This is a genomic window from Arthrobacter sp. StoSoilA2 (genome assembly GCF_019977195.1).
Lineage (GTDB): Bacteria > Actinomycetota > Actinomycetes > Actinomycetales > Micrococcaceae > Arthrobacter.
In genome coordinates this window covers 2,953,721-2,979,834 of sequence record NZ_AP024643.1, presented here as the reverse complement: position 1 = coordinate 2,979,834, position 26,114 = coordinate 2,953,721, and the positions used below count along the sequence as shown (strand labels likewise).

Sequence of the window (26,114 nt, the reverse complement as noted above, 5' to 3'; positions counted from 1 at the left end):
ACGTGATCCACTGGTGTTTTCGTACACCAAGCTCACTGGGTCAGTTTGTAGGAAGTCTACAACGGTTCAGTTCTGTGAACGCGATGCGTGACGCTCGGGGGCGGCTTTGGGCTGGGCCGAAAGCCGGCCCACCACCAGGGCAGTTTGAAGTACGAAAGCTTCCCTTGGGAGGAGCGGATCCCAGCCTGTCACATCGCAGACACGCTTCAAACGGTAGCGCACAGTGTTGGCATGGACGAACAATTCACGCGCTGTGGCCTCCAATGAATGTCCCAGCTCGAGGTAGGTTCCCAAGGTTTCCACCAAGCCGTTCGAGGCTGCCAGCAGCGGGCGGTAAATATTCTTGATGAGGGACCGCCGGGCCGCATCATCCCCGGAAACAACGCGTTCCGGGAGGAGATCGTCCGCTGCGACAGGTCGAGGCGCCGAGGGCCAGGCGCGGGCTGCGGTAAGGCCGGCGAAGGCGGCCTGGGCGGACGTGCTAGCCTCCAGCAACGAGCCGGCCTCGGGCCCGTACACAACGGCGCCCGGCGCAAACAGTTCACTTAGCTTCAAGTACGCCGTATCGCGGTCCTGGACCCCGCCGAGGATGAGGATGAGGCGGTCACCCTGGATTCCTACGAGCGCGTCTTCTGCGAAACGGCCGGCAGTCCGGCGTAAATCGCTGACGTAGCTGGCGCTGGGCTCCGATGGCGAGTTGCCCACCATGACGGTGAAGCGCTCCTGCGCCTTCCAACCCAGGGCGGCGATCCTTGACCGCAATGCATCTGTGTTCTCGCCCCGCAGGATTGCGTCCACAATCAGCGCCTCAAGCCGGGTATCCCAGGATCCCCGTGATTCCGCCGCGCGGGCGTAGACATCCGCGGCCGCGAACGCCACTTCCCGGGAGTAGCGGAGCACCGCCTCGCGGAGCGAAGGCTGGTCCGATTCAGGAGCGATCACAGGAACCTGGTCCTCGACGACCTCCACTACGATCCGGATCAACTGCAGGGCCTTCTGCAGGCTGATGGAGCGGGTCAGTTCCGTGGGTGCATTGCCGAAGACGTCGGTCAGGATCCACGACGGCGAACTGGGGCGCTCGTACCAGGTCACGAAAGCGGCAATGCCATTTTGGGCCACGAGCCCCAAAGCGGAGCGTTCATCAGAGCTCAGCCGACTGTACCAAGGCAGTGATTTCTCAAGCTGCCGCATGGTGCTGGTGGACAATTGCCCCACATTTGCACGGAGCTGCCGCAGGGTCTCCGCCTTTTCCGGCGACAATGCCTGGGTTGCTGCTTTGCGCTTTGTAGTGATTTTGCTGGGCTCTGCCATGGAACGAGCATACGGTGCATCTCAGGCAAGCTCCATTTGTGCGAAGGCTACAACTTATGTTGTCGCTGGTCACGTCATGTTGAGCGCTGAAAAGCCTTTGTTAAACGCCCGACGGCGGCCCCCACCTTCCGATGGAAGCCGCCGTCGCGGTTACTGCCTGAGTTCGTACAACCTGGACTGGTGCCCTGGTTTTCCGGGTTCCTTCTTAGGCGTCGCCGCCTGCTCCGCCGGTGGTGCCGGCGTTCACATCCAGGAGCCGGTACTTATCGATCGCCTTTTCCAGGGCACCTTCTTCGACTTCTCCCTTGGCGGCGAGGAGTTGGAGGGTTTTGGCGACGATGGAGTGGGTGTCGTTTTTGAAGTAGCGGCGGGCGGCTTGGCGGGTGTCGGAGAAGCCGAAGCCGTCTGCTCCGAGGGAGGCGAAGTCGTTGGGGATGAATTGGCGGATTTGGTCGGGGACGGCTTTCATGTAGTCGGACACGGCGATGACGGGTCCGGTGGTGCCGGCGAGTTGTTCGGTGATGAAGGGGGTGCGGGCGGGTTGGCCGGGGTTGAGGAAGGCGTGTTCTTCGGCGGCGAGTCCGTCGCGTCGGAGTTCGTTCCAGGATGTCACGGACCAGACTTCGGCGGCGACGCCCCAGTCCTGGGCGAGGATCCGGGCGGCTTCCAGGGCCCAGGGTACGGACACGCCGGAGGCGAGGATGTTCGCGGTGGGCCGGTTGGTGTTCCCGGTGGTGTTTTCCGGGGCGGGGGCGAGGCGGTAGATGCCCTTGATCAGCCCGTTGATGTCCAGGTTTTCCGGTTCGGCGGGTTGGGTGATGGGTTCGTTGTAGACGGTGAGGTAGTACATCACGTTTTTGTCGGATGCTGTGCCGGTGCCGGTGCGGTCTGTACTGTCCTCGCCGTACATTTCTTCGAGGCCGTGGCGGATGATGTGGCCGATTTCGTAGCCGTAGGCGGGGTCGTAGGTTTTCACGGCGGGGTTGGTGGAGGCCAGGAGGGGGGAGTGCCCGTCGGCGTGTTGGAGTCCTTCGCCGGTGAGGGTGGTTCGTCCTGCGGTGGCGCCGATGATGAAGCCGCGGGTCATTTGGTCCGCGGCGGCCCAGAAGGAATCTCCGGTGCGTTGGAAGCCGAACATGGAGTAGAAGACGTAGATCGGGACCAGGGGTTCGCCGTGGGTGGCGTACGCGGTGCCGGCGGCGGTGAACGCTGCGACGGCGCCGGCTTCGTTGATGCCGGGGTGGATCAGTTGCCCGGCGGGGGATTCCTTGTAGGCCAGGACGAGGTCCCGGTCCACGGAGAGGTAGTTCTGGCCCTTGGGGTTGTAGATTTTCGCGGTCGGGAAGAACGCGTCCATGCCGAAGGTGCGTGATTCGTCCGGGACGACGGGCACGAACCGGGCACCGAAGTTCTTGTCCCGCATGAGGTCTTTCAGGAGCCGGACGAAGGCCATGGTGGTCGCGGCTTGTTGTTTGCCGGAGCCGCGTTTGGCGACCTCGTAGGATTTGGCTTCGGGCAGGGTCACGGGGGTGTGGGTGCGGCGGCGTTCGGGGACGAAGCCGCCCAGTTCTGCCCGGCGTTCCATGAGGTATTTGATTTCCGGGGCGTCCATGCCGGGGTGGTAGTACGGGGGCCGGTAGAGGTCCGCGTCGAGCTGGTCATCGCTGATGGGGATGCGCAGGTGGTCACGGAAGGCCTTGAGGTCTTCCATGGTCAGCTTTTTCATCTGGTGGGTGGCGTTGCGGCCTTCGAAGTGCGGGCCCAGGCCGTAGCCCTTGACGGTTTTGGCCAGGATCACGGTGGGTTTGCCCTTGAATTCGGTCGCTGCCTTATAGGCGGCGTAGACCTTGCGGTAATCGTGCCCGCCGCGTTTGAGGCCCCAGATCTGGTCATCGGTCAGGTCAGCGACCAGGTCCTTGGTCTGCGGGGACTTGCCGAAGAAGTGGTCCCGGACGAACCCGCCGGACTCGGCCTTGTAGGTCTGGTAGTCACCATCGGGGGTTTCGTTCATGATTTTCACCAACGCCCCGTCCTGGTCCGCTTCCAGCAGCGAGTCCCATTCCCGGCCCCAGACGACCTTGATCACGTTCCAGCCCGCACCGCGGAAGAACGCCTCCAACTCCTGCATGATCTTCCCGTTGCCGCGGACGGGGCCGTCCAGGCGCTGGAGGTTGCAGTTGATCACGAAGTTCAGGTTGTCCAGGTTCTCGTTCGCCGCGAGCTGGAGCAGGCCGCGGGATTCGGGCTCGTCCATTTCCCCGTCGCCCAGGAACGCCCAGACCTGCTGATCACTGGTGTCCTTGATGCCGCGGTTGTGCAGGTACCGGTTGGACTGGGCCTGGTAGATCGCGTTCATCGGACCGATACCCATCGACACGGTCGGGAATTCCCAGAAGTCCGGCATCAGGCGCGGGTGCGGGTACGAGGACAGGGCATGGCCCTCCCGGGACTTTTCCTGGCGGAACCCGTCCAGGTCCTCCTCCGAGAGCCGGCCTTCCATGAACGCCCTGGCGTACATGCCCGGGGACGCGTGTCCCTGGAAGAACACCTGGTCCCCGCCCGAGGGGTGGTCCTTGCCGCGGAAGAAATGGTTGAACCCGACCTCGTACAGGGTCGCCGCGCCGGCATAGGTGGAAATATGCCCGCCCACCCCGATATCGGCCCGCTGCGCACGATGGACCATGACCGCGGCGTTCCAGCGCATGTACGCACGGTACCGGCGCTCGAACTCCTCGTTCCCCGGGAATTCTGCTTCCTGGTCCACCGGGATCGTGTTCACATAATCAGTGGTCGTCACCATCGGCACACCCACCGACCGGGCACCGGCACGCTGCAACAACGAACGCATAATGTACTGGGCACGCTCCGTGCCCTGCTCCGCGATCAACGCATCAAGGGACTCAATCCACTCCGCGGTCTCTTCCGGATCACGATCAGGCAGCTGGGCAGTCAACCCGCTGAGGATGTGTGAGGTCTCTTCTCCTGCAGCCACGTCCAACCTTCCTTTAGGCGCATGCATCGGCGCCTCAGGTCTGGCAGGGTAACTGCCCGTCATGAACGCGTCGTGTGCGACATCTCGGTTTCAACAGCCCGGTCGGATGCGCCGGGCAGGTCTTGTGAGCGCATGGCTGCCCAGTAGAATTCCTCGGGGCGATCGCCCTGCAGCCAAAGCGCTCATGGCCACTCTAGCTTTGACAGCGCTGGGATGCGTAGCCGTGGGGCCTCAGGGGCGTTGTATGTCACATCCTGGTGCTCTCCGTGACGGATGCCACGTGATTGTCACAGCTTCGAAACACCCCAGGTAGTGCGGAATATGCGTCATCGCAGGGACAATGGCTTGAAGCACACGCCCAAAGGGTGTTGGCTGTTAGTAATGGAAGTCACTTCAAAAGGAGGAAACGTGAGCGAGGCCGACGCCGCCACATCGGTAAATGTGGCGGAAAGATTGGGTTTCAAAGACGGGGATCTGATTCAGGAACGCGGCTACGACGACGACGTCGATTTCGACTTGCGTGACGACATTGAAGATGTCACGGGCTCTGAGCTGTTGGATGAAGATGATCATGACGTCGTAGACGCTGTTATTTGCTGGTGGCGGGACGGCGATGGTGACCTGGTCGATGCTCTGATGGATTCGCTCACCACCTTGAAAGAGGGCGGCGTGGTGTGGGTTCTGACCCCCAAATCCGGCCGCGACAACTACGTCTCTCCCGCGGACATCCAGGACGCAGCGCCCACTTCGGGGCTGCACCTGACCACTTCTGCCGGGGTATCCAAGGACTGGAGCGCCACCCGTTTGGTGCCGAAGAAGAACAAGTGACGGAAGTCCAGCAAGCGCCGGCCCCCGCACTTGTTCCCGGGATCGGAGAGGTGGCGCCGGACTTTGAACTGCTGAATCAATATGGCGAGCCGGTCCGTTTGTCGGATTTCAGGGGTCGCAACGTTGTGGTGGTGTTCTATCCGTTCGCTTTCTCTGGCATCTGCACGGGAGAACTGTGTGAGATTCGCGACAATATCGCTGCTTTCGAAGACTCGAACGCCACGGTCCTTGCGATCTCCGTAGACAGCAAATTTGCTTTGCGCGCATATGCGGAGCAGGAACGCTATGAGTTCGATCTTTTGGCTGATTTCTGGCCACATGGAGCTGTTGCGCAGGCTTACGGTGTCTTTGATACCCGCAGCGGGATGGCCCTTAGGGGAACGTTCATCATTGATGCCGAAGGATTGATCCGGTACGTGGTGGTCAATCCGCGGGGACAGGCCAGGGACCTCGCAGGCTACCGCCAGGCGCTCTCTGAATTGAGAGTGCAGCAGGGGTGAACCACGTGCGGCTCGGTGTTGGTATGACCGGCTTCGCCAGCATGGAACCGGCTACCGCTGCCACCTTGGGGGCCGGGGAAGAGGCGGCGTTGAAGGAGGTCCTGGACATTCTTGGGGGCAGGCGGCTGGCCATGCTCACCGGCGCCGGACTCAGCACCGATTCGGGTATTCCGGACTACCGGGGACCTGGATCAGCGCCACGGAGCCCCATGACGTATCAGGAATTCATCGGCAGTGCTGCCAATCGACGGCGGTATTGGGCCCGGAACCATATCGGCTGGTCCCACTTGCGGCATGCTGATCCAAATGCCGGCCACGCCGCCGTCGCCCTCATGGAACGGCGGGGCCTGCTGACCGGCCTCATCACCCAAAATGTCGACCGGCTCCACGAGGACGCCGGAAGCACCAACGTTGTGGATCTGCATGGGCGGTTCGATCAGGTGATCTGCCTTGAGAACGGACACGTTTTTTCCAGAAAGCTGCTCGCCGCAATTCTTGAGGAGCTGAATCCGGGGTTCGTAGAAGCCGCGCTCGAGGCAGGCGTGGTGGAGATGGCCCCGGACGCTGATGCCACCGTGGAAGATCCCGGGCTCATTAAGTCATTCGTGGTGGCAGTTTGTCCTGTCTGCGGCGGAACGCTGAAGCCTGACTTCGTCTACTTTGGCGAAAATGTTCCCAAAACCCGGGTCGAACGGGCGTATTCCATGGTGGACGCCGGCGAAGCTCTCCTGGTCGCCGGCTCCTCGCTCACCGTGATGAGTGGGTTGAGGTTCGTTCGCCATGCTGCGAAGGCAGGCAAACCTGTGGTCATCATCAACAGGGGATCCACGCGAGGTGACGAATTTGCCGCCCTGAAACTTGAGGTAGGAGTGAGCGGAGCATTGGATTATCTTGCGCGGAATTTGCCCGACATTTCTGCAGCGAGGGACTCGATTGGTGTTTCGCCCGAATGATCATGTAGAGTCATTGTTCGTTGGTTGAAGCGCTAAGGCACTGAAACTGAACTTTGGGTCTTTAGCTCAGCTGGTAGAGCGCCACGTTTACACCGTGGATGTCATCGGTTCGATCCCGGTAGGACCCACCAAACAGCCCCGCCATCCTGGACCGCAACGGTCGGGATGGCGGGGTTTTTCTTTCCCCAAAAGCAGCTCACGAAAAAAGTCAGTGCCCACGCCTACTGTCTGGCTTATGGAACAGGTATACATCCGCACTGCAGGGGGCGGCGAGGCAACTACGGTAGTCCGGGGCGGCCGGGAGTGGCAGATTGCGGAAGAACCATTCCGATGGTTCGAGAGGGTGCCGTGGTGGGAGAGCTCCAAGCGAATGCCCCGGGGGCAGGGCCGCGTGGATGTTGAGGTGTTGCAAGTCCAAGTGCGGCTGGGAAGCAACGCGATGTCCAGCCTGGCAACCTGGGAACTGGTGCGGGACGGAAGTGGTGGCGGCTGGTACCTGCGTGGCGAAGAACGCGTGGCTGCCTAGGATTCCCACCGGGAAATGGATGAGCTCTCCACCACGACTATTGGGGGATGCCGCGGTGGAGAGCTCGAAAATGAATATACAGCGAACTTTTCCGTTTGAAAAGTAAAGCCCTCGTTAAGGCCTTGTGTGTCGATAAAGCCCCCATTGCTCCCGACAGGACCGCAAGCAATCACACTATGATGGGTAGTGTTCAGCTGATTGAACACCCGGTTGGACGAGATGTCCGGTTTGAGATGACGAAGGAGAATCATGGCCGATTCCCGCATTACCCGCTCCGAAGGACTGGGCGCATCATCGCCAGCTCCCGCGGTGACCCGCGCAGCGGCCGTTCTGGAAGCATTGGCAGAATCGCCATCGGGCCGCCTCACCCTGAGTGATCTGTCCAGGGAGTTGGGAATCCCTAAATCTTCCACGTCCAATCTGCTGCTGGCACTGGAAGAAGCACGGCTTATTACCAGGCAGGGCGCGGACTTTGGCTTGGGGCGAAAGCTCGTGGAGCTGGGCGCAGCCTACTTGAGCCGTTTGGATGAAGTGCAGGAGTTCTACAAGTACTGTGAACAAGCACCTACCCTGTCTGGAGAAACTGTCCGCATCGCCATGTTGGACGGGGACCACGTCATATACCTGGCGCGCTATGAGGGTCATCCTGCAGTTCGGCTGACCTCGAACATCGGCGACAAAATGCCGGTCTCCCTTTGCAGCGTAGGAAAGGCGCTCCTGGCGCAATTGCATGACCACGACATCGATGCCATGTTCCCGGATGGCATGGAACTTCCGGTCATGACGCCGAACTCGCTGCGCACGGCCGAGGAACTGAAGGCTCAAATCACCACGATCCGCAAGCAGGGTTTTGCCTTCGAGGACGAAGAATCCACGGTAGGCGTGGTGTGCCTTGCCGTTCCCGTGCCCACCCATGGGGCGCATGGTCCCAGCCTGGGGCTTTCTGTTACTGCGCTGAAGGCTACTTATTCAGAGGAGCAGGGTGCGCTCATGGTCAAGGAACTCAAGGAGCTGGCCCGCTCCCTGGGGAATCCGATGGGTTGATGCAGTGCCGCACGTCACAATCATCGGATTTTGAATAAATCTTATTTTAATCTTGGCACTCAGTTCAACAAGCTGTACGCTGTTCACCATAGTGATCTTGGCGGTGATGCCATCACTATCTCGTCGGGCCAACGGGGGCCTGGTGTGATTTTGAGGGAGTGCTTGTGACAACTCGTACTGATGCAAAGCTCGCAGCTAAGGCTGACGATGCAGTGGTTGAGCCGGAACAGCTTCGCAGGGCGACGCTGGCCAGCTCCGTGGGTTCTGCCCTGGAGTACTACGATTTCTACATTTATGGCCTGGCCTCGGCCTTGATCTTTGGGCCTTTGTTCTTCAAGCCTTTGGGTGAGAGCGGGGCTTTGATCGCATCCTTTGCCACCTATGGCGTGGGATTTGCGGCCAGACCGTTCGGCGGTATTTTCTTCGGATTCATCGGAGACAGGTTTGGCCGCAAAATGGTCCTCTTGCTGACAATCGGCATGATGGGACTCGCAAGCTTTGCCATCGGCCTGCTCCCCACCTTCGAGCAGGCCGGAATGCTCGGTGCTGTACTCCTGGTGACATTGCGAATCATCCAGGGTTTGGGGGCCGGAGCGGAACAGGCCGGAGCCACAACCCTGATATCGGAAGTGGCGCCGCCGAAGCGCCGGGGGTACTTCGCGTCGCTGCCGTTCGTTGGCATTCAGCTCGGCACGCTCCTGGGCGCCGGAACTTTCGCGCTGTTGCAGTTGGCGGACAAGGCTGCTTTCGAGTCGTGGCTCTGGAGGGTGCCATTTCTTGCCAGCTTTGTCCTGATCATTGTTGCTGTCTTCATTCGCCTGAGGTTGAAGGAAACTCCGGTATTTCAGGAACTGGAGAAGCACAAGAATGTGGTCAAGAACCCTGTGGGTCAACTTTGGAAGCATTCCAGAAGGAACGTGCTGGTGGGTATAGGCCTCCGTATGGGAGAGAACGGCAATTCATCCATCTATTCGGCCCTGCTGATCTCCTTCATGTCGGTCAAGGAAGGTGTCTTCCCTGGGGACAAATTCATTGGCCCTGTGGGGCTTCTGATTGCCGCTGGATTCGCAGCCGTCATGGTGGTGACGTTCGGAGCACTGTCTGACCGCTTTGGCCGCGTCCGGGTTTACCGTTATGGTGCGTTGTTCCAGGCGATATTTGCCATCCCGGCCTTCTATCTGGTGACTCTCGGAAACGTGACCCTCGTGTGGGCAGTCATGGTGGTTGGTATAGCGCTGGGTGTCCAGTCCATGCTGGGCCCGCAGTGCCCGCTGCTACCTGAACTGTTTGGTTCCCAGTACCGCTTCACCGGAGTTGCGCTCAGCCGGGAAATTTCTGCAGTGCTGGCAGGCGGCCTTGTGCCCCTGCTCGGCGCCATTCTCCTGGCGGCCACCCATAACTCCTGGGTTGTTCTCGCGGTCTACTCGCTCGTTTTGGCCTTGATTTCGTTCATCACGACATTCTTTACGCCTGAAACAGCAGGACGGGACCTTCTTGCCCTTGAGGACGCGAAGTAGCGGACCGTCACTTGCCAGGCATTGGCGCAAAAAAGGCTCCGACCCCCTTGGGGTCGGAGCCTTTCGCGTCGGAGCTTGCCGGGTTTAGTAGAAGTGGACCGGATCCACCAGGTGGGGAAGGTCGCCACCGTCCAGGAATGTACGGAGGTTGCTGCAAAAACGCTCTGCGATAAGGCGGTTTTCGGCAGAGCTCAGTGCAGACGTGTGCGGTGATACCAGCACCTTGGGGTGGTTCCACAGGGGGCTGTCCTGCGGTAGCGGCTCGACGGCAAAGACGTCCAGGCAGGCATAGGCAACCTGACCACTGTTGAGGGCCTCAAGAAGGGCGTCCTCGTCCACGACTGTGCCGCGGCCGACGTTCACGAACACGCTGCCCGGCTTCATTGCGGAGAAGATGTCAGTGCTGAACAGCTTCTCTGTGTAGGGAGTGCCGGGAAGTGTGTTCACTACGGCGTCGGCGTCGGCAACGAGGCCCGCGAGGCCGTCATTGTTGGTGACTTCGTCGATGCCCTCAATGGCCTCCACGTTGCGTTTGGTGCCGCTGACCTTCATGCCCAGAGCGCGGGCGATACGTGCCGTTTCCATGCCGATCTCGCCAAGCCCTGCAATGACTACCTTGGATCCGTTGACCAACTTGGTGGGTGTCCGCAACTGGGGCCAAGCCTTGGCCGCTTGGTCCTGGGCCATTTCGGCGCTGCGCTTGAAGCCGTTGAGGATGCCAAAGGCGGAGAATTCCGCGAGTGGCAACGCGTGGACTCCGGCTGAAGTAGTGACGCGGAATTTTCGAAGCGTCTCGGTATCCAGTCCGGAAGCCTTGACGGCTCCGCCGGCCCCGGCGGCCATGGCGTGAATCCATTGAAGGTGGGGATTGCTTCGGGCAATCCGGGCAAGGCCGGCCGGGCTTTCGTTGGGGAAGCCGTACAGGACCTGGGCCCGGTTGAGCATGGCCCAGTAGCGTTCTTCCTGCTCCGGCGTCCGCTTGAAGTCCGGGTCGCCGCTGTGGTCGGCAGGGTAGCGCTCGGGTGGAAGAAGGTCGGGTTCGTACAGAACAGTTACGGAAGGATCTACGGCGCGGATACGCTCCACATGCTCAGCTTCGAGCGGTACAGCGATCGCGATGGTAAGTTCATCAGTCGTCATAGTGTTCATCATACTGAATGGAGGCTAGGATATTGAACAGATTGCGTTTTGATGCACACATAGAAGTGAGGTTCTTCACGACATGACCGGCAAACGTGTGGGTTTCGTAGGCTTGGGGCTCATGGGGGCTCCCATGGCTGCCAACATCGCTAAAGCAGGATGGCTTGTCAGGGCATGGAACCGTTCCGACACTGTCTTCCAAGGCCTCGCGGGCATTAGCCGCGTAGACACCCTTGCCGAACTCCGTGACGAACCAACAATCATTTTCATGCTTCCCGATTTGCCTTTGATCGAGGCCGCGGCAGAAGGCTTGCTTGATGCATGGCGCACCGAAGCGCCCCAGCCGGGCACCGCCGTCGTCGTGATGAGCAGTGTGTCGCCGACGGCGGTCCAGGAGTTCGGCGAAACCGTGCGCGAGGCCACCGGCGGAAACGCGGTGGTGGTTGACGCGCCTGTCAGCGGCGGCACTACCGGCGCCGGGAACGGAACCCTGGCCATTATGGCAGGGGCGTCCGAAACAGACTTTGAACGGCTTCAGCCACTCTTTGAAACCATGGGGACAACAGTCCGCCGGATGGGTCCACTGGGATCAGGCTCGCTCGCCAAGGCCTGCAACCAGCTGATCGTCGGGACTACGACGGCGGCACTTGCCGAGGCTGCTGAACTTGCCGAGCGCTCCGGAATGGATGTGGCTGCCCTGTATGAGGTCCTCGCGGGAGGCTTGGCGGCAAGCCGGGTGTTGGAGATCGTCGGGCCACGTTTGGCGGCGAAGGACTACACGCCCACGGGACCCGCCAAGTTCATGCACAAGGATTTGGCCTTCGTGGTCCAAAGCGCCGGGAGTGTGGGCTCCCCGGTACCCATGGCCTCTGCGGCAATCCAGCTCTACGGGGAACTCAAGCGCCAAGGACTTGGCGATCAGGACCTCGCCGTTGTTCGCCAAGCAATAGCGAATCTTGCCATGTCTTCGGCTGCCAACTAAATGCCGGCCCCAAACAAGAAACCTGTCCAGACAAGAAGGAATGCAACAGAAACATGAGTGGACTATTTGACCTGAGCGGGCGAATCGCCTTGGTCACCGGATCCAGCCGGGGGATCGGCAATGCCCTTGCCCGCGGCCTGGCTGATGCTGGTGCGACGGTGGTGCTGAACGGCATCAATCCGGAACGGCTGGCCAAGGCGCACGATGCCATGGCTGCAGACTATCCCGACGGACGGGTCTTCAGCCGGGCGTTCGATGTCACAGATGCCGCCTCGGCCGCTGAAGGCGTGCAATGGATCGAGGCCAATGTTGGCCCGTTGGAGATCCTGGTGAACAACGCCGGCATCCAGCACCGCGTTCCCATGCTTGACCTCGATGTCAAGGACTGGGACCGGGTCATCACCACGGACCTGACCAGCGCCTTCCTGGTGGGCCGGGAGGCTGCGCGGCACATGATCCCGCGGGGCCAAGGAAAGATCATCAATATCTGCTCAGTTCAAACAGACCTTGCCCGTCCCACGATCGCCCCCTACGTCGCCGCCAAGGGCGGGCTGCGTAACCTGACGCGTGCGATGACTGCTGAGTGGGCCGCTTCGGGGCTGCAGATCAACGGCATCGCCCCCGGCTACATCCACACTGAGATGACACAGAACCTGGTGGATGATGAGGCGTTTAATTCCTGGATCCTGGGCCGGACACCGGCCAACCGGTGGGGAACCGTGGCCGACCTCGCCGGACCTGTTGTGTGGCTTGCGTCGCAAGCGTCCAACTTTGTTAACGGCCAGACGATCTTCGTCGATGGTGGAATGACGGTGGTGGTCTGATGGGCAGCACACTCCCGGCCTCCGGCCCTGCCGTCGTAGCCCACGGCAAGGGTGACCTACGGATCGAAGATATCCCGCTGGCCAGGCCCGCGGCCAACGAATCGCTCGTCGAAATTGCGTACGGCGGCATCTGCGGTTCGGACCTGCACTACTGGCTCCACGGCGCGGCGGGGGAATCGATTCTGAAGGCCCCGATGGTCCTGGGCCATGAAATCGTTGGCGTCGTCATCGAGCAGGCAGCCGATGGCAGCGGCCCTGGCCCAGGAACGCCCGTGGCGGTGCATCCGGCAACCCCGGCCCCGGGCGAGGTCCGCTATCCGCAGGACCGGCCCAACCTTTCCCCGGGTTGCACGTACCTGGGCAGCGCGGCACGCTACCCGCACACCGACGGGGCCTTCAGCCGCTACGCCACCCTTCCCTCGCGGATGCTGCGTGCCCTGCCGGACACCCTGGATCTGAGGACCGCGGCGTTGGTGGAGCCTGCCAGCGTGGCCTGGCATGCCGTCGCCCGGGCCGGTGACGTCGCGGGGAAGACGGCCCTCGTGATCGGCAGTGGTCCCATCGGCGCCTTGACGGTCGCCGTCCTGAAGCGGGCCGGCGCGGCCAGGATTGTCGCCGTCGACATGCATGACAAGCCGCTGGAGATCGCCAAAGCCGTCGGTGCCGATGCGGTCCTGAGGGGTGACGAAGCGGACGCCATCGCGGCGGTGGACGCCGACGTCGTCATTGAGTCCTCAGGCAGCCACCACGGCCTGGCCTCGGCCATCAAGGGAGCAACCCGCGGCGGGAAAGTGGTCATGGTGGGGCTGCTGCCCTCGGGCCCGCAACCGGTCTTCATCTCCCTGGCCATCACCCGCGAACTGGAACTGCTGGGATCCTTCCGCTTCAACAACGAAATCGATGACGTCATTGCGGCGTTGGCGGACGGCTCGCTGTTTGTGGACCCCGTGATTACGCACGAGTTCGACCTCGCACACGGACTTGAGGCATTCGAAGTAGCCAGGAACTCAGCCCGGTCAGGCAAGGTCCTGCTGAACTTCCAGGATTAGTTTTTCGCCACGGGTACGAAGACGCGGGGCTGGTCGTTCCAGCTGGGGGCCAGCTCCGCGATCGTTTGGCGCATTATTTTTCCGGCCGCATCCCTGGCCTGCTGTCCGTCGCCGGCGTCGATGGCGTGTGCGACGTCAATATGCCACTGCAGCGCCTGCTTCTGGGGGTGTTCCGGCATGAGGCCGTGCACTGTGCGTCCCGTCAGGGTCTCTGTCACCTGGCCAATCAGGTTGGCAAACATCTCGTTTCCCGAGCCGGAGAGGACCAGTGCATGGAACCGGATATCGAGGTCAAGGAACCGTGCCATGTCTCCGGCGTCGCCGGCTTCCTTCATGGCCAGCGAAATATCCACGAGTTCCCGGCGAAGGGTTTCCGGAGCGTTTCCGGCTGCGAGTTCCGCAGCAACAGGCTCGACGGCGGAACGCAGCTCAGCGAGCGACCTCAGTTGGGCGCCACGGCCCTCCCCGGCCAAGCGCCAGCGAATGACCAACGGATCAAAGGGATTCCAGCGATGGGCCGGGAGGACGCGGATTCCGACACGCTTGATGGTTTCCACCAGGCCCAGCGACTGCAGGACGCGGACGGCCTCCCGGACCACCGAGCGCGAAACGTTGAGCTCGTCTTCCAAATGTTCGGCCAGCATGACGTGGCCAGTGGGAAGGGCGCCGCCCACAATCCGGGTTCCCAGATGCTCTACGGCGCGGTGGTGGAGGCTGGTTGACATAGACGTAAGCATAGTGCGGGGAACGCATTCCGCGTGCCGTCCGATGCCGCTTGGCGCCGCTCGGAAGTCCCGCACATCATAGACTGTTTATGACGCGGCGCCGTTCCAAAACGTGGGCGCCGCTTTCCTGCTCATGGCTTAAATACGTATGGTTTATTACAGCCCCTGGTTATGAAATCGCTTCCTGCTGTCCGCAGGACTGTTTGTACACGATCGAATTGGAGTTTTGATGTCAGCACACATCGGTGTCACCGGCCTCGCGGTGATGGGCGCCAACCTGGCCCGCAACCTGGCCCGCAACGGCTTCACTGTGGCTCTCCACAACCGCTCCGTGGAAAAGACCGACGCCCTGCTGGAAAAGCACGGCACGGACGGCGACTTCATCCGCACTGAAACGCTGCAGGAACTCGTCGACTCCCTCGAAAAGCCCCGCCGTGTCCTGATCATGGTCAAGGCGGGCGCTCCCGTGGACAACGTCATCGAGCAGCTGGAACCGCTGCTCGAGGCCGGCGACATCATCATCGATGCCGGTAACTCGCACTACGAGGACACCCGCCGCCGCGAAGCCGCGCTGGCCAAGAAGGACCTGCACTTCGTTGGCGTCGGTGTTTCCGGTGGCGAAGAGGGCGCATTGAACGGTCCCTCCATCATGCCCGGTGGCTCCAGGGAGTCCTATGACGCCCTCGGCCCGCTGCTGGAGAAGATTGCCGCAAAGGTCGACGGCGAGCCGTGCTGCGCTTGGATCGGCACCGACGGTGCCGGCCACTTCGTCAAGATGGTCCACAACGGCATCGAATACGCCGACATGCAGGTCATCGGTGAAGCATTCGATCTCCTCCGCTCCGGCGCCGGCATTGAGCCCGCCGAGCAGGCCAGGATCTTCGCTGACTGGAACAAGGGCGATCTGTCCTCCTTCTTGATCGAAATCTCGGCCGAGGTTCTGGGCCACGTCGACGCCAAGACCGGCAAGCCGTTCGTTGATGTCGTCGTGGATGCTGCAGGCCAGAAGGGAACCGGACGCTGGACGGTCATCTCCGCACTGGAACTCGGCTCCCCGGTCTCCGGCATTGCCGAGTCCGTTTTCGCCCGCGCATTGTCCTCGCAGGCCGAGCAGCGCAAGCTCGGCCAGGAACTGCTGGCCGGCGAAGAGGCTTCCGTGGAGATCCCCGCGACGTTCGTTGAGGACGTCCGTCAGGCGCTGTACGCCTCCAAGCTGGTTTCCTACGCCCAGGGCCTGGACATGCTGACCTCCGCCGCGAAGGAGTACGGCTGGGACCTCAAGCTGGACGAAATCGCCTCGCTCTGGCGCGCAGGCTGCATCATCCGCGCAGAACTCCTCAAGGACATCACCAAGGCCTACGCTGCCGAGGAGAAGCCTGCCAACCTCCTGTTCGCGCCGGCTTTCACCAAGGCCATCGCTGAGGCCCTCCCGGCCTGGCGCCGCGTTGTAGCCACCGCTGTCCAGCTGGGCATTCCGGTTCCGGTCTTCTCCTCCTCGCTGGCCTACTACGACGGCCTGCGCCGCAAGCGCGTTGCTGCTGCCCTGATCCAGGGCCAGCGCGACCTCTTCGGTGCGCACACCTATGGCCGCGTTGATGCCGAAGGTACGTTCCACACCCTGTGGGGCGAAGACAAGTCCGAAATCTCGGCCGTCGACACCCACTAAGGTTCCGCAGCAAGGCCGGTTCTTCCCCGATACGCTGGGAGGAGCCGGCCTTTGCCATGCCGGAAGAGGTACTGGGCCATCGTGGCGAGTGCCACGAGCCAAGGAGCCAGAGCCATGACCGAGCGCATCGCTTTTGTCACAGGGGCATCTACCGGCATTGGTTTTGAGACGGCGCGCGCCCTGAGGTCCGAAGGGTTCATTGTCTACGCCGGTGCGCGCAGGGTGGAGAAGATGCATCCCCTTCAGGCGCAGGGAATCACCGTCATGCACCTGGACGTCACAGTAGAAGAGTCCATGGCCTCAGCTGTGGCGCTTGTTGAAGCTGCACACGGGCACATAGATGTCCTGGTGAACAACGCAGGGTACGGCTCCTACGGCTCCCTCGAGGAGGTTCCCCTGGCAGAAGGCAGACGCCAGTTCGAGGTGAACGTGATGGGTTTGGCGAGGATGACGCAACTCGTTATTCCCAGGATGCGGCATGCGGGTTCTGGCCGGATCATCAACGTCTCGTCCATCGGCGGAAAGATTTATGAGCCCCTGGGCGCTTGGTACCACGGGACCAAGTTCGCAGTGGAGGGGATGAGTGATTCTTTGCGGCTCGAGTTGAAACCGCACGGCATCGACGTCGTACTCATCGAGCCCGCCGGAACGGACACCGAATGGGGCACCATTGCCGGGGAAGGCCTCTTATCCGCATCCGGCAAGGGTCCATACAAGGGGCAGGCCCACGTCATGGCAGCAGCCTTGGCCTCAACATCCGGACAGCTGATATCCACGCCTCCGAGGGTAGTGGCCAAGGCAATAGTTCGCGCGTCAACGGCAAAACGCCCCAAGACCCGCTACCCGGTGGGTAGGGGAGCCTGGAGCGTCCTGGCCTTGCGCAGGGTTCTTCCTGACCGCGTGTTTGACGCCGTGCTGTGGAACTCCTACAAGAGGTTTACCGGCTAGCTCAAACTAGATCCGGTATTCGATGTAGTACTCAGCCGGGTCAACCGCCGGTTTGGTTTCGGATTTCGCGTCGCGGTGCCGCCACGTCGCTGGAATGCCGGTGATGATCGACTCCGGGGGAGCGTTCTTCACCACGACGGCGTTCGCACCAATTGCGCTGTCTGCGCCGATGGTGATGGGTCCCAGGACCTTGGCGCCGGCGCCGATGGTCACCCGATCCCCGATGGTGGGGTGGCGCTTGACCTTGGCAAGGGATCGGCCACCCAGCGTCACACCGTGATAGATCATCACGTCTTCGCCGATTTCGGCCGTTTCGCCGATGACGACACCCATACCGTGGTCGATGAAGAAGCGCCGGCCGATGGTTGCGCCGGGATGGATTTCGATGCCCGTCAGGAACCTCGCCAACTGTGAAATCAGTCGGGCAGGAAAGCGAAGGGCCGGGTTTTGCCAGAGCTTGTGGGTCACGCGGTGTGCCCAGATGGCATGCAGGCCGGAGTAGGCGAAAAAGTTCTCAAAAGAACCTCGAGCCGCCGGGTCATGCGACCGGGCGGCGTCGAGGTCTTCCTTAAGCCTTGCGAAGAAGCTCACAAAGACCTTTCTACAGGAAATGAATGCTTGCGGGCGAAGTGTTAGCCGCGGATGTCGTCAAAGAGGACAGTGGAGATGTAACGCTCCCCGAAGTCCGGCACGATCACGACGATCAGCTTGCCCTTGTTCTCCGGACGCTTGGCGACTTCCAGTGCACCCCATACCGCGGCACCGCCGGAAATACCGGCCAGGACGCCTTCCTTGGAACCAAGGGCGCGGGCGGTGGCAACGGAGTCTTCAAGGGTCGCATCGAGAACTTCGTCGTAGACGTTGGTGTCCAGGACCTCCGGGACGAAGTTGGCGCCCAGACCCTGGATCTTGTGGGGACCCGGGCTGCCGCCATTAAGGATGGGGGAGTCCTTGGGCTCGACTGCAATGATCTGGACTTCGGGCTTGCGCTCCTTGAGGACCTGTCCGACGCCGGTCACGGTACCGCCGGTACCGACGCCGCCAACAAAGATGTCTACTTCGCCGTCGGTGTCCGCCCAGATTTCCTCGGCAGTGGTGTTGCGGTGGATCTCCGGGTTGGCCGGGTTGGCGAACTGCTGCGCCCAGATGGAATTCTCCGTGTTGGCAACAATCTCCTGGGCCTTTTCAACAGCGCCGCGCATGCCTTCGGAACCGGGAGTCAGTACGATCTCTGCACCGTAAGCGCGAAGCATGACACGACGTTCGGTGGACATGGTCTCAGGCATGGTCAGGATGACCTTGTAGCCGCGTGCGGCACCAACAAGGGCCAGAGCGATTCCGGTGTTGCCGGAGGTGCCCTCGACAATTGTTCCGCCCGGCTTCAGGGCACCGGACTTTTCGGCGGCGTCAATGATGGCCACACCGATGCGGTCCTTCACGCTGTTGGCCGGGTTGTAGAACTCAAGCTTGACCGCAACGGTGGCCTCAAGGCCTTCGGTCAGCCGGTTCAAACGGACCAGCGGAGTGCGGCCGACCAGCTGGGTGACGTCGTCGTAGATCCTTGCCATGAAGATTATGCCTATCTCTGAAGAGGGAATGCTGAGGTCAGCCTAACCAGCAGGATCGAAACCCTGCTAAGCAGTTAGCCATGCAGAGTAATATTTCCGCGCTTTGGCCAGTTTTGGATTGATGATGACCTGGCAGTAACCCTGGTACGGGAATTTGGCGTAGTAGTTCTGATGGACTTCCTCTGCCTCATAGAACTCGGGTAGCCGGCTCACTTCCGTCACAATCGGATCGGCCCAAAGTGCTTGCGCGCGCTCGATGGCTTCTTCGAAGAGGATCTTTTCCTCCGTCGTGGTGTAGAACATCGACGAACGGTATTGGGTACCTGTGTCGTAGCCCTGCCGGTTCAACGTGGTGGGGTCATGCAGCGCGAAGAACATGTCAAGAATGACCTCCTCCGGCACCACGGTCTCGTCGAATGTCACCGCAACTACCTCTGCATGACCGGTCATTCCCGAGCAGACGTCGTAGTAGTCAGGGTTTCGGACATGGCCACCCGTATAGCCCGAGACCACGGAACTGACGCCGCGGGTTTTCTGGTACACGGCATCAAGGCACCAGAAGCATCCACCACCAAGTACAAAAGTTTTCATGATCTCTTCAATGGATTGGAGGGGCTGATGATTCCCGCAATACCTTACGGGACAATAACGCCACCGGGAACGCCACCGGGAACGCCACTGGGTACGTCACTGGGCAGGCGCGGCAGCAACCAAGACTGCCCTATCGGGCCCAGTAGGTAAGAATAAGAGTATGGAAGCAGTAGACACCGCCATTTCCGATGCGGATTCCGGCGACGACGCCGGGACAGTGGAAGCAAGCGGGGACCCGACCCTTGGCCAGGTGTTGCTTGCTGTTGAGGAACTCTGGCCGGAATCCTTGGCTGAGGATTGGGATGAGGTAGGCCTCGTGGTGGGGCGCCCCACCGCGCCGATCACCAAAATCCTGTTTGCCGTGGATCCCACCCTGGCCGTCATCGACGAGGCCATTGAGTGGGGTGCAGGACTCCTCATTACGCATCATCCGTTGTTGCTCAAAGGCGTGAACTCCGTCGCGGCCACGTCCGCGAAGGGATTGGCCGTGCACCGTCTTATCGAGGCGGGCACCGGACTCCTGACCGTCCACACGAACGGTGACTCCGCCGTCGGGGGCGTATCGGACGTGTTGGCGGACGCCTTTGGCCTGGAAAATGTTGCCCCACTGACCCCTGCCGCCAATGGCTTGCCCGAGGAAGGCATTGGCCGGGTTGGAGATCTTCCTGAGCTCATGACCTTGGGTGATTTCGCTGCCCGCGTCTTTGGGATGCTCCCCGCAGTGGCCGGAGGGGTCCGCGTGGCTGGCGACAAGGACGGTCTGCTGCGGCGCGTCGCCGTCTGCGGTGGCGCCGGGGACAGCTTGTTCGATGCCGTCAGGGCCAGCAACGCAGATGTGTATGTGACAGCAGACATGCGGCACCATCCGGCGTCGGAGGCGCGGGAAGGTACCGTCAACGGCCGTCCGTACCTCATTGACGTATCGCACTTTGCCAGTGAATGGCTGTGGCTGCCCGTAGCCGCGGAAGCGCTCGGCAACGTACTGGCTGATCAGGGCTACGACGTCGAGATCCGTGTGAGCAGCACCAACAGCGATCCCTGGGACTTCATACTCACTCCCGGCGGGGACTAGAGTCTAGAAGATACGGACAGTCCCAATAAAAAGGGGCCCGTCCATCCGGAACTGATCCCCAGGCCCGGAAGTAACAAGCGGAGGTAAGCGTGGCGAAAGCAGCACCGGCAGAACAATTGAAATTGCTTGAACTGCAGGGACTGGACGCCAGGCTCAAGTCGTTGGCAGGCCGCCGGAAGGTGCTGGAAACAGATCCCCGGATAGCTGACCTGCAGGATGCACTCAACGTTGCCAATGGTGAGTTGGGCGCGGCCAAGATGGCCGTACACGACGCCGAAGCCGAACTGCGTCGTTCGGAAGCTGACGTGGAACAGGTCGCATCCCGCATCGAACGGGACGAAGCCAGGCTCAATAGCGGAACCGGCCTCTCCAAGGACCTCGTAGCGCTCCAAAGTGATATTGCGTCCCTTAATAAGCGCCGCTCCGACCTTGAAGATGTTGAGCTTGAAATCCTGGAACGTTTGGACACCCTGCGGGAGCGCCAGGCCGCGCAACAGGCCATCGTGGACGACATCCAGGGTTCATTTGCCGGCATCCGCGCCGAACTGGATGAGGCGATTGCTGAGATCGCGGCCGAGGAAACCGTGGTCCGTGGGCAGCGTGCCGCTTTCGCGGAGGCCCTCGACGCCGGAATGCTTGCAGTCTATGAGAAGACCATAGCCAAGCGCGGCGTCGGTGCCGCCAGGCTCTTCCACGGTAAATCGGAAGGTTCAGGGATGATGCTCAGCCCCGGCGACCTCGCTGAAGTCAAGGCTGCGGCTGACGACGACATCGTCTTTTGCCCTGATTCCGGATGCATCCTGGTCCGTTCGGCCGAGTGGAACTGACCTAGCCGAGCGGAACTGACCTAACTGCCCAGAATGATATTGAGGGCATGCGGCTTGCGGGCCGTCCCGGGAACAAGTTCCGCTGCCCAGACTTCCTTGGCGGCCTTCAGCAGTTGATCGGGCGTGGCAGCGGCCTTGCCGCGCCTGGTCAGCAGATGCCTGGCAAACTCGCCACGGGTGTGTTTGGCGAAGTGGCTGACCACCGTGCGCTTGCCGTTTGCCTCGTTGAATACATTCACCGTGACGGTCTGCGCTGCCGGGGGAGCCCACGCAGCTGCATACGTGCTGGAACGGCAATCAACCAGCAGCTCTCCTTCAGCCCGTTTGGCGAGGGCCGCATTCAGGTTCGGCTTCCAGAAGGAGGCGAGGCGTCCGACGTCGGGCAGTGCGGTTCCCATGGACAGCCGGTAAGCCGGCACCTGGTCACCAAAACCGATAACGCCCCACAGTGCCGAAACCACCAAAATCGTTTCGGTTGCCTTGCGTCGTTGGGCCGGCGTCATGGACTTGAAGCCGAGCGCGTCATACAGGACTCCTGAGTAGACCTGATGGGCCGGGGCCGCCGGTTCCGCGTGCAGCCGGGTATTACGTTCGACGTCGTCCTTCAGCGAGGCACCTACGCCCAGCAGTGCCAGCGCGTCCTCGTGGGCGCTGACGGTGCCCAACGATTCCAGGACCTTCGCGCGGTACGGGTTCAGCTCCGGAAAGCTGAGCGACTCCCATTCGACGGCGGGACCTTTGACGGCGGGGGTCTTGCCTTCGGAAGGCGGCAGCAGAATCAGCACCAGACGATATTACCGGGGACCGGGGCAACCCTCGACGCCGGTAGACTGTACGGCGGATGGGTTGACCAGGCGGTCGCGCGTCACGCAAGTGGCTCGAGGAACGTCCGGGCTCCGCAGAGCAGGGTGGTGGGTAACGCCCACTCGGGGTAACCCGCAGGCCAGTGCCACAGAAAACAGACCGCCTGCGCGTGCTGATGCTTGCATCAACATGCGGCAGGTAAGGGTGAAACGGTGGTGTAAGAGACCACCAGCTCCCTGGGTGACCGGGGAGGCTAGGTAAACCCCACCCGGAGCAAGGCCAGACAGGGCACGTTTGAGGGCTGCTCGCCCGAGTGTCCGGGTAGGCTGCTGGAGGGCGCCGGCAACGGCGTTCGTAGATGGATGGCCGCCACTCCTTTGCCGGCAACGGCAAGGGATGACAGAACCCGGCGTATCGGTCAACCCATCCACATATTTGCCACTGAGGTCCCAGGCATGTGATGTCCATTGTGACTGCCATGTGAGTGATTTCACGCCCCCGGGCGCCCAAGAGGGCGCCCTTCCGCCTTAGACTTGTTATGAACGTAGATGTTCTGCCGCCGGGACTGCGTTCGCAGCCGGCGGTCTTTTCTTTGCAATCGTTCAAGGCGCTGTGGGTGGACCGAAGCCCGTCCAGTGCTCGTGCCGCAGGATTACTCCGGGCGGCCGCCATCTGCATACGAGGACGTATGTGGTTGACCCAAGGAAGGTAGTTCTGTGAGCCAGACGTCAGATTCTTGTCTTGATAAGTGGATGGGCCGGGAGGCTCTCGCCGAGGCCATGATTCCGGTGATCGGCCGGTTGTACCGGGAAAACAACGTGGTCACGAGCATCCACGGCCGGAGCCTGATCAACAAGTCGACCATGAACATCCTGAAGGCCCACCGCTTTGCGCGCCGGATGAGCAACACCGAGCTCCTGCTCGAAGAAACCGCACCCCTGTTGAACGCTCTTGCCGAGCTGGAACTCGGTGCGGCTGCAATCGACATTGCCCGTCTCACGGAGAAGTTCCGCGTCGAGGGCCACGGCACCTCGTTGGATGACTTCCTGCGGGCCGAGCTCGCGGAAATCGTCGGAAAGCGTGGCGCTGATGACCGCACCAGCACCGACGTCGTGCTGTACGGCTTTGGGCGCATCGGCCGCCTCCTGGCCCGCATCCTGATTGAAAAGGCCGGTGGCGGGCATGGCCTGCGGCTGCGTGCCATCGTTGTCCGCAAGGGCGCCGAGAACGACCTCGTCAAGCGTGCCAGCCTCCTGCGCCGCGACTCCGTACATGGTTCCTTTGAGGGAACTATCCGCGTGGACGAAGAAGCAAACACCATCACCGCCAACGGCGTTCAGGTCCAGGTCATCTACTCCGACAACCCCGCAACCGTGGACTACACCGCCTACGGCATCAAGGATGCCCTCGTAGTGGACAACACCGGGCGTTGGCGCGATGCGGAAGGCCTGTCCCAGCACCTGCAAAGCAAGGGTGTTTCGCGCGTCCTGCTGACGGCTCCGGGCAAGGGCGACCTGAAGAACATCGTCCACGGAATCAACCAGTCCGACATTTCCGATGACGACAAGATCGTCACGGCCGCGTCGTGCACGACCAACGCCATTACCCCGGTACTGAAGGCCATCAACGACAAATTCGGTATCATCCACGGCCACGTTGAGACGGTGCACTCGTTCACGAACGACCAAAACCTGATCGACAACTTCCACAAGGGAGATCGCCGCGGCCGCTCGGCAGCACTGAACATGGTCATCACGGAGACAGGGGCAGCCAAGGCTGTTGCCAAGGCGCTTCCGGAACTTCAGGGCAAGCTCACCGGTAACGCCATCCGCGTACCTACCCCGGATGTTTCCATGGCGATCCTGAACCTCAACCTCGCCAAGGGCACCACACGCGATGAGGTCAACGACTACCTCCGCGAAATGTCGCTGCACTCACCGTTGCGCAAGCAGATCGACTACATCGACTCCCCGGACGTTGTCTCCACCGACTTCGTTGGGTCCCGCCGCGCAGGCATCGTTGATGGTCTGGCCACTATTTCCAATGACAAGAACCTCGTGCTCTACGTTTGGTACGACAACGAATTCGGCTACTCCTGCCAGGTTGTCCGTGTCATGGAGGAAATGGCCGGCGTCAACCCGCCGTCCTTCCCTGCCCGCGACATCGTGGCGCCTATTGCAGTGCTTGAGGCAGCGAACGCCTAAGCCGGGAAGTATTCACGGGTTTCCCGGCTGTGTTACTGGTATCAGCCGGGAAACCTGACCAAAATGGGTTTATGGAAAATGAATCGACTTTGGAACACGAGACAACGCTGGAACATGCGCTGGATGTAGCACGGGCCAACCACAAGCAGGCACAGAAACTGCTGGACCAGGCCATCGCAGCAAACGCGGCGGGGGACGTCAGCGACGAACGCGTCCAGCAATTGCGTACGCTGCTGGAGGTGGCTGCCGAAGACCTCCAACGCGTTATGCGTGAGCAGTAACCCGGGGAAGTTCCCCATCACTGCAGTGTGACTTCTCCTACACACTGTGGATATCGGCTCTGACTGTCGGTGCCGTGTCCTACGCTCATAGGACACGACCCACCCCGACTGGACGGAGCCCCTTGAGTATCACCTGGTCTGCCTACAAACGCGCGCGCAGACGATCACGCCAGGCGTGGGCCATTCTAGGATTGGCAGCCGTAACCCTCGCGGCAGGACTGTCCTGGTTCTTCACCACCGGCCAGTTCGATGCAGCCGGGCCATGGGTGTCCGGTCCCAGTGAAGCGCCGGTATTTAATCCCGCATGGATGAAACCCATTACCGGCATCGAGGCCGTTCCCGCGGAGAAGGCAAGCGCGGCACTCGCACAGCTGGAAGTTAAAGGACGCGCATCCCAGGAAGACTATGAGCGAACCGCATTCGGCCAGGCGTGGCTGGACGCCGATCGAAACGGATGCGATACCAGGAACGACATCCTGCGCAGGGACCTGTCGTCCGTGGAGTTCACCAGTGGTTCCTCATGCAGGGTTGCCACCGGAGAGTTTCAGGAACCCTACACGGGCGCCCACGTAACCTTCCGTCGGGGCCAGGACACCAGCGCTGAAGTTCAGATTGATCACATTGTCGCCCTGGCCGACGCATGGCAGAAGGGTGCCAAGCAGTTAACGCTGCAGCAACGCCAAAGGCTGGCAAATGATCCGTTGAACCTGATTGCGGCTGATGGGCCGGAGAACGTGAAGAAGGGCGCCGGCGACGCGGCCACGTGGCTCCCTCCGAACAAGAACTTCCGGTGTCACTACGTAGCGCGCCAGATCTCCGTCAAGGCAGCGTACAAGCTGTGGGTCACGCAGTCGGAGAAGGATGCCATGATGCGCGTCCTGTCTTCTTGCCCGGATCAGCAGACCATCTACAGCGCCAGGTGACCGTGCCCCAGTTGCCAGGTACCGCCGTCGTCGATTCTCTCCAGGACTATGCGCTGGAGCGAAGTCTCCCGGGGTAGTTTGTCCAGGTTCCCGAGCCCCCGCTGCCTAAACGTGAAGTACACGGCATCAGTGGGGGCATCGGTGCACCGATCCAGGGTGAAGCGGCGGGCGAAGGATGCGATGTTGCTGTCAGGAAGCCGCGCAACCAGATAAGGATCCAGCATCCAGGACTCGCACGTGGCCACAGTGGCCGGTTTGTCCGGGAAATAGTGGGGAAAGAACCAGCGAGCCTCGTTAAAGCTGGCGTCGACCAGCGCAGGGGAGAGGCCGCCGTCTTCGGGAATATGGACACCCAGGATCCAATCGGATGCGTACGCCACGTTGCCCCCTGGGCCGTCGTCACGCCGGCTCCGGATCAAATGGAATTGCAACCGGCCGAGGCGGAACAGATTCCCTGCCATGTGCAACGTCAGCCAGCTCCAGGTGTCCAGGCCGAAATGTCCATGGACGCGGCGGTTGATGCGCAGCTGGAGCCCTACGTCGGCCAACGTGGCTGCTGAGACGTCAGTGCTGATACCCAGTTCCAGATGGTATGCGTGGACTCTGGGTGCGAAGCGGAGCAGTGCCTCGATCCAGACGCTCTCGACGGGCTGGCCGGGCCAAATCCGGTCGGGAGAAATACTGTCGGCCGGAAAAGTGCCAAGCCGCTCCTGCAGAAGCTCCAATGCTTCCAGGACGTGGCCACTGGGGGCTCTGTCCAGGAGCGAGGCGCATTCCACGGCGTCCTCGCCGGCAATGTCCAAGAGCTCGAACAATGCTGCATGGGGTGCCTGGCTCAT

The 26,114-nt window shown here is 61.4% G+C and carries 25 protein-coding genes, 1 tRNA gene and 1 other RNA gene; 18 read left to right on the top strand and 9 right to left on the bottom strand.

The annotated features are described in order from the left end of the window. Positions 1-66: 66 nt before the first annotated feature. Positions 67-1,311 carry a PucR family transcriptional regulator gene (locus tag LDN82_RS13525; RefSeq protein ID WP_224090756.1) on the bottom strand — a complete coding sequence of 415 codons (1,245 nt, stop codon included), beginning with the start codon at positions 1,309-1,311 and terminating at the stop codon, positions 67-69. Positions 1,312-1,516: 205 nt separating this feature from the next. Then, entirely contained in the window at positions 1,517-4,330 is a 2,814-nt protein-coding gene (aceE, locus tag LDN82_RS13520) for a pyruvate dehydrogenase (acetyl-transferring), homodimeric type (RefSeq protein WP_224164570.1), read from the bottom strand. Between the two features lie 381 nt (positions 4,331-4,711). Between aceE and LDN82_RS13515 the strand changes: the two genes are divergently transcribed. The 7 genes from LDN82_RS13515 (at position 4,712) to LDN82_RS13485 (ending at position 9,671) form a co-directional block, all read left to right on the top strand. Next, complete coding sequence (locus tag LDN82_RS13515) at positions 4,712-5,131, top strand: DUF3052 domain-containing protein (protein WP_216925434.1); 420 nt, start codon at positions 4,712-4,714, stop codon at positions 5,129-5,131. Continuing rightward, positions 5,128-5,631, top strand: coding sequence for a peroxiredoxin (locus LDN82_RS13510; protein ID WP_224090755.1), 504 nt, complete (start codon positions 5,128-5,130; stop codon positions 5,629-5,631). Before LDN82_RS13515 ends, LDN82_RS13510 begins: the two co-directional genes overlap by 4 nt. Next, positions 5,628-6,584: an NAD-dependent protein deacetylase gene (locus tag LDN82_RS13505; RefSeq protein ID WP_224164569.1), complete on the top strand. Its 957-nt coding sequence runs from the start codon at positions 5,628-5,630 to the stop codon at positions 6,582-6,584. Before LDN82_RS13510 ends, LDN82_RS13505 begins: the two co-directional genes overlap by 4 nt. 55 nt (positions 6,585-6,639) lie before the next feature. Further along, positions 6,640-6,715 (top strand) — tRNA-Val (locus LDN82_RS13500). Positions 6,716-6,795: 80 nt separating this feature from the next. Next, positions 6,796-7,110 carry a hypothetical protein gene (locus LDN82_RS13495; RefSeq protein WP_224164568.1) on the top strand — a complete coding sequence of 105 codons (315 nt, stop codon included), beginning with the start codon at positions 6,796-6,798 and terminating at the stop codon, positions 7,108-7,110. 249 nt (positions 7,111-7,359) lie between these two features. Next, positions 7,360-8,154, top strand: a complete 795-nt coding sequence (locus LDN82_RS13490) for an IclR family transcriptional regulator (RefSeq protein ID WP_224164567.1) — start codon at positions 7,360-7,362, stop codon at positions 8,152-8,154. A gap of 158 nt (positions 8,155-8,312) precedes the next feature. Then, complete coding sequence (locus tag LDN82_RS13485) at positions 8,313-9,671, top strand: MFS transporter (RefSeq protein ID WP_224164566.1); 1,359 nt, start codon at positions 8,313-8,315, stop codon at positions 9,669-9,671. A gap of 84 nt (positions 9,672-9,755) precedes the next feature. Here LDN82_RS13485 and LDN82_RS13480 read toward each other — a convergent pair whose 3' ends face one another. Continuing rightward, on the bottom strand, positions 9,756-10,823 hold the full coding sequence (locus LDN82_RS13480; protein WP_224164565.1) for a D-2-hydroxyacid dehydrogenase: 1,068 nt from the start codon (positions 10,821-10,823) through the stop codon (positions 9,756-9,758). Positions 10,824-10,893: 70 nt separating this feature from the next. On the opposite strand from LDN82_RS13480, the gene LDN82_RS13475 reads away from it, so the two are divergent. Genes LDN82_RS13475 through LDN82_RS13465 form a run of 3 tightly spaced genes read left to right on the top strand, consistent with a single transcriptional unit; the run spans position 10,894 to position 13,666 of the window. Next, positions 10,894-11,793: an NAD(P)-dependent oxidoreductase gene (locus LDN82_RS13475; RefSeq protein ID WP_224164564.1), complete on the top strand. Its 900-nt coding sequence runs from the start codon at positions 10,894-10,896 to the stop codon at positions 11,791-11,793. Positions 11,794-11,846: 53 nt separating this feature from the next. Beyond that, a complete protein-coding gene (locus tag LDN82_RS13470; RefSeq protein WP_224090748.1) occupies positions 11,847-12,617 on the top strand; it encodes an SDR family oxidoreductase in 771 nt (256 codons plus the stop codon). Further along, a complete protein-coding gene (locus tag LDN82_RS13465) occupies positions 12,617-13,666 on the top strand; it encodes an L-idonate 5-dehydrogenase (protein ID WP_224090747.1) in 1,050 nt (349 codons plus the stop codon). The genes LDN82_RS13470 and LDN82_RS13465 overlap by 1 nt, the downstream gene beginning before the upstream one ends. On the opposite strand, the gene LDN82_RS13460 is transcribed toward LDN82_RS13465, so the two are convergent. Then, a complete protein-coding gene (locus LDN82_RS13460; protein WP_224090746.1) occupies positions 13,663-14,391 on the bottom strand; it encodes an FCD domain-containing protein in 729 nt (242 codons plus the stop codon). The two genes, LDN82_RS13465 and LDN82_RS13460, sit on opposite strands and share 4 nt — an antisense overlap. A 229-nt stretch (positions 14,392-14,620) precedes the next feature. Between LDN82_RS13460 and gndA the strand changes: the two genes are divergently transcribed. Both gndA and LDN82_RS13450 read left to right on the top strand, forming a co-directional pair. Next, positions 14,621-16,057 carry an NADP-dependent phosphogluconate dehydrogenase gene (gndA, locus tag LDN82_RS13455; protein ID WP_224164563.1) on the top strand — a complete coding sequence of 479 codons (1,437 nt, stop codon included), beginning with the start codon at positions 14,621-14,623 and terminating at the stop codon, positions 16,055-16,057. A gap of 114 nt (positions 16,058-16,171) precedes the next feature. Then, positions 16,172-17,005, top strand: coding sequence for an oxidoreductase (locus LDN82_RS13450; protein ID WP_224090744.1), 834 nt, complete (start codon positions 16,172-16,174; stop codon positions 17,003-17,005). Between the two features lie 6 nt (positions 17,006-17,011). Here the strand turns inward: LDN82_RS13450 and epsC are convergent, their stop codons facing one another. The 3 genes from epsC to msrA form a co-directional block, all read right to left on the bottom strand. Further along, the gene (gene epsC, locus LDN82_RS13445; RefSeq protein ID WP_223933212.1) at positions 17,012-17,596 is read right to left on the bottom strand and encodes a serine O-acetyltransferase EpsC; all 585 of its coding nucleotides are present in this window, start codon (positions 17,594-17,596) and stop codon (positions 17,012-17,014) included. A 41-nt stretch (positions 17,597-17,637) separates the two neighbouring features. Beyond that, positions 17,638-18,573, bottom strand: coding sequence for a cysteine synthase A (cysK, locus tag LDN82_RS13440; RefSeq protein WP_224090742.1), 936 nt, complete (start codon positions 18,571-18,573; stop codon positions 17,638-17,640). Between the two features lie 66 nt (positions 18,574-18,639). Continuing rightward, entirely contained in the window at positions 18,640-19,164 is a 525-nt protein-coding gene (gene msrA, locus LDN82_RS13435; protein WP_224090740.1) for a peptide-methionine (S)-S-oxide reductase MsrA, read from the bottom strand. Between the two features lie 160 nt (positions 19,165-19,324). On the opposite strand from msrA, the gene LDN82_RS13430 reads away from it, so the two are divergent. Both LDN82_RS13430 and LDN82_RS13425 read left to right on the top strand, forming a co-directional pair. Next, positions 19,325-20,236, top strand: a complete 912-nt coding sequence (locus LDN82_RS13430; protein ID WP_224164562.1) for a Nif3-like dinuclear metal center hexameric protein — start codon at positions 19,325-19,327, stop codon at positions 20,234-20,236. Positions 20,237-20,325: 89 nt separating this feature from the next. Beyond that, on the top strand, positions 20,326-21,063 hold the full coding sequence (locus LDN82_RS13425) for a C4-type zinc ribbon domain-containing protein (RefSeq protein WP_224164561.1): 738 nt from the start codon (positions 20,326-20,328) through the stop codon (positions 21,061-21,063). A 20-nt stretch (positions 21,064-21,083) separates the two neighbouring features. Here the strand turns inward: LDN82_RS13425 and LDN82_RS13420 are convergent, their stop codons facing one another. Further along, entirely contained in the window at positions 21,084-21,848 is a 765-nt protein-coding gene (locus LDN82_RS13420) for a peroxide stress protein YaaA (protein ID WP_224164560.1), read from the bottom strand. A gap of 57 nt (positions 21,849-21,905) precedes the next feature. Between LDN82_RS13420 and rnpB the strand changes: the two genes are divergently transcribed. From rnpB to LDN82_RS13400, 4 genes are all read left to right on the top strand, one after another. After that, positions 21,906-22,297: RNase P RNA component class A (rnpB, locus tag LDN82_RS13415), an RNA gene on the top strand. A gap of 322 nt (positions 22,298-22,619) precedes the next feature. Next, the gene (locus tag LDN82_RS13410) at positions 22,620-24,071 is read left to right on the top strand and encodes a glyceraldehyde-3-phosphate dehydrogenase (RefSeq protein ID WP_263422307.1); all 1,452 of its coding nucleotides are present in this window, start codon (positions 22,620-22,622) and stop codon (positions 24,069-24,071) included. Positions 24,072-24,142: 71 nt separating this feature from the next. Further along, positions 24,143-24,352, top strand: a complete 210-nt coding sequence (locus tag LDN82_RS13405; protein WP_224090731.1) for a hypothetical protein — start codon at positions 24,143-24,145, stop codon at positions 24,350-24,352. A gap of 122 nt (positions 24,353-24,474) precedes the next feature. Next, on the top strand, positions 24,475-25,275 hold the full coding sequence (locus LDN82_RS13400; RefSeq protein ID WP_224164559.1) for an HNH endonuclease family protein: 801 nt from the start codon (positions 24,475-24,477) through the stop codon (positions 25,273-25,275). Here the strand turns inward: LDN82_RS13400 and LDN82_RS13395 are convergent. Then, complete coding sequence (locus tag LDN82_RS13395) at positions 25,260-26,114, bottom strand: acyltransferase domain-containing protein (RefSeq protein ID WP_224164558.1); 855 nt, start codon at positions 26,112-26,114, stop codon at positions 25,260-25,262. The two genes, LDN82_RS13400 and LDN82_RS13395, sit on opposite strands and share 16 nt — an antisense overlap.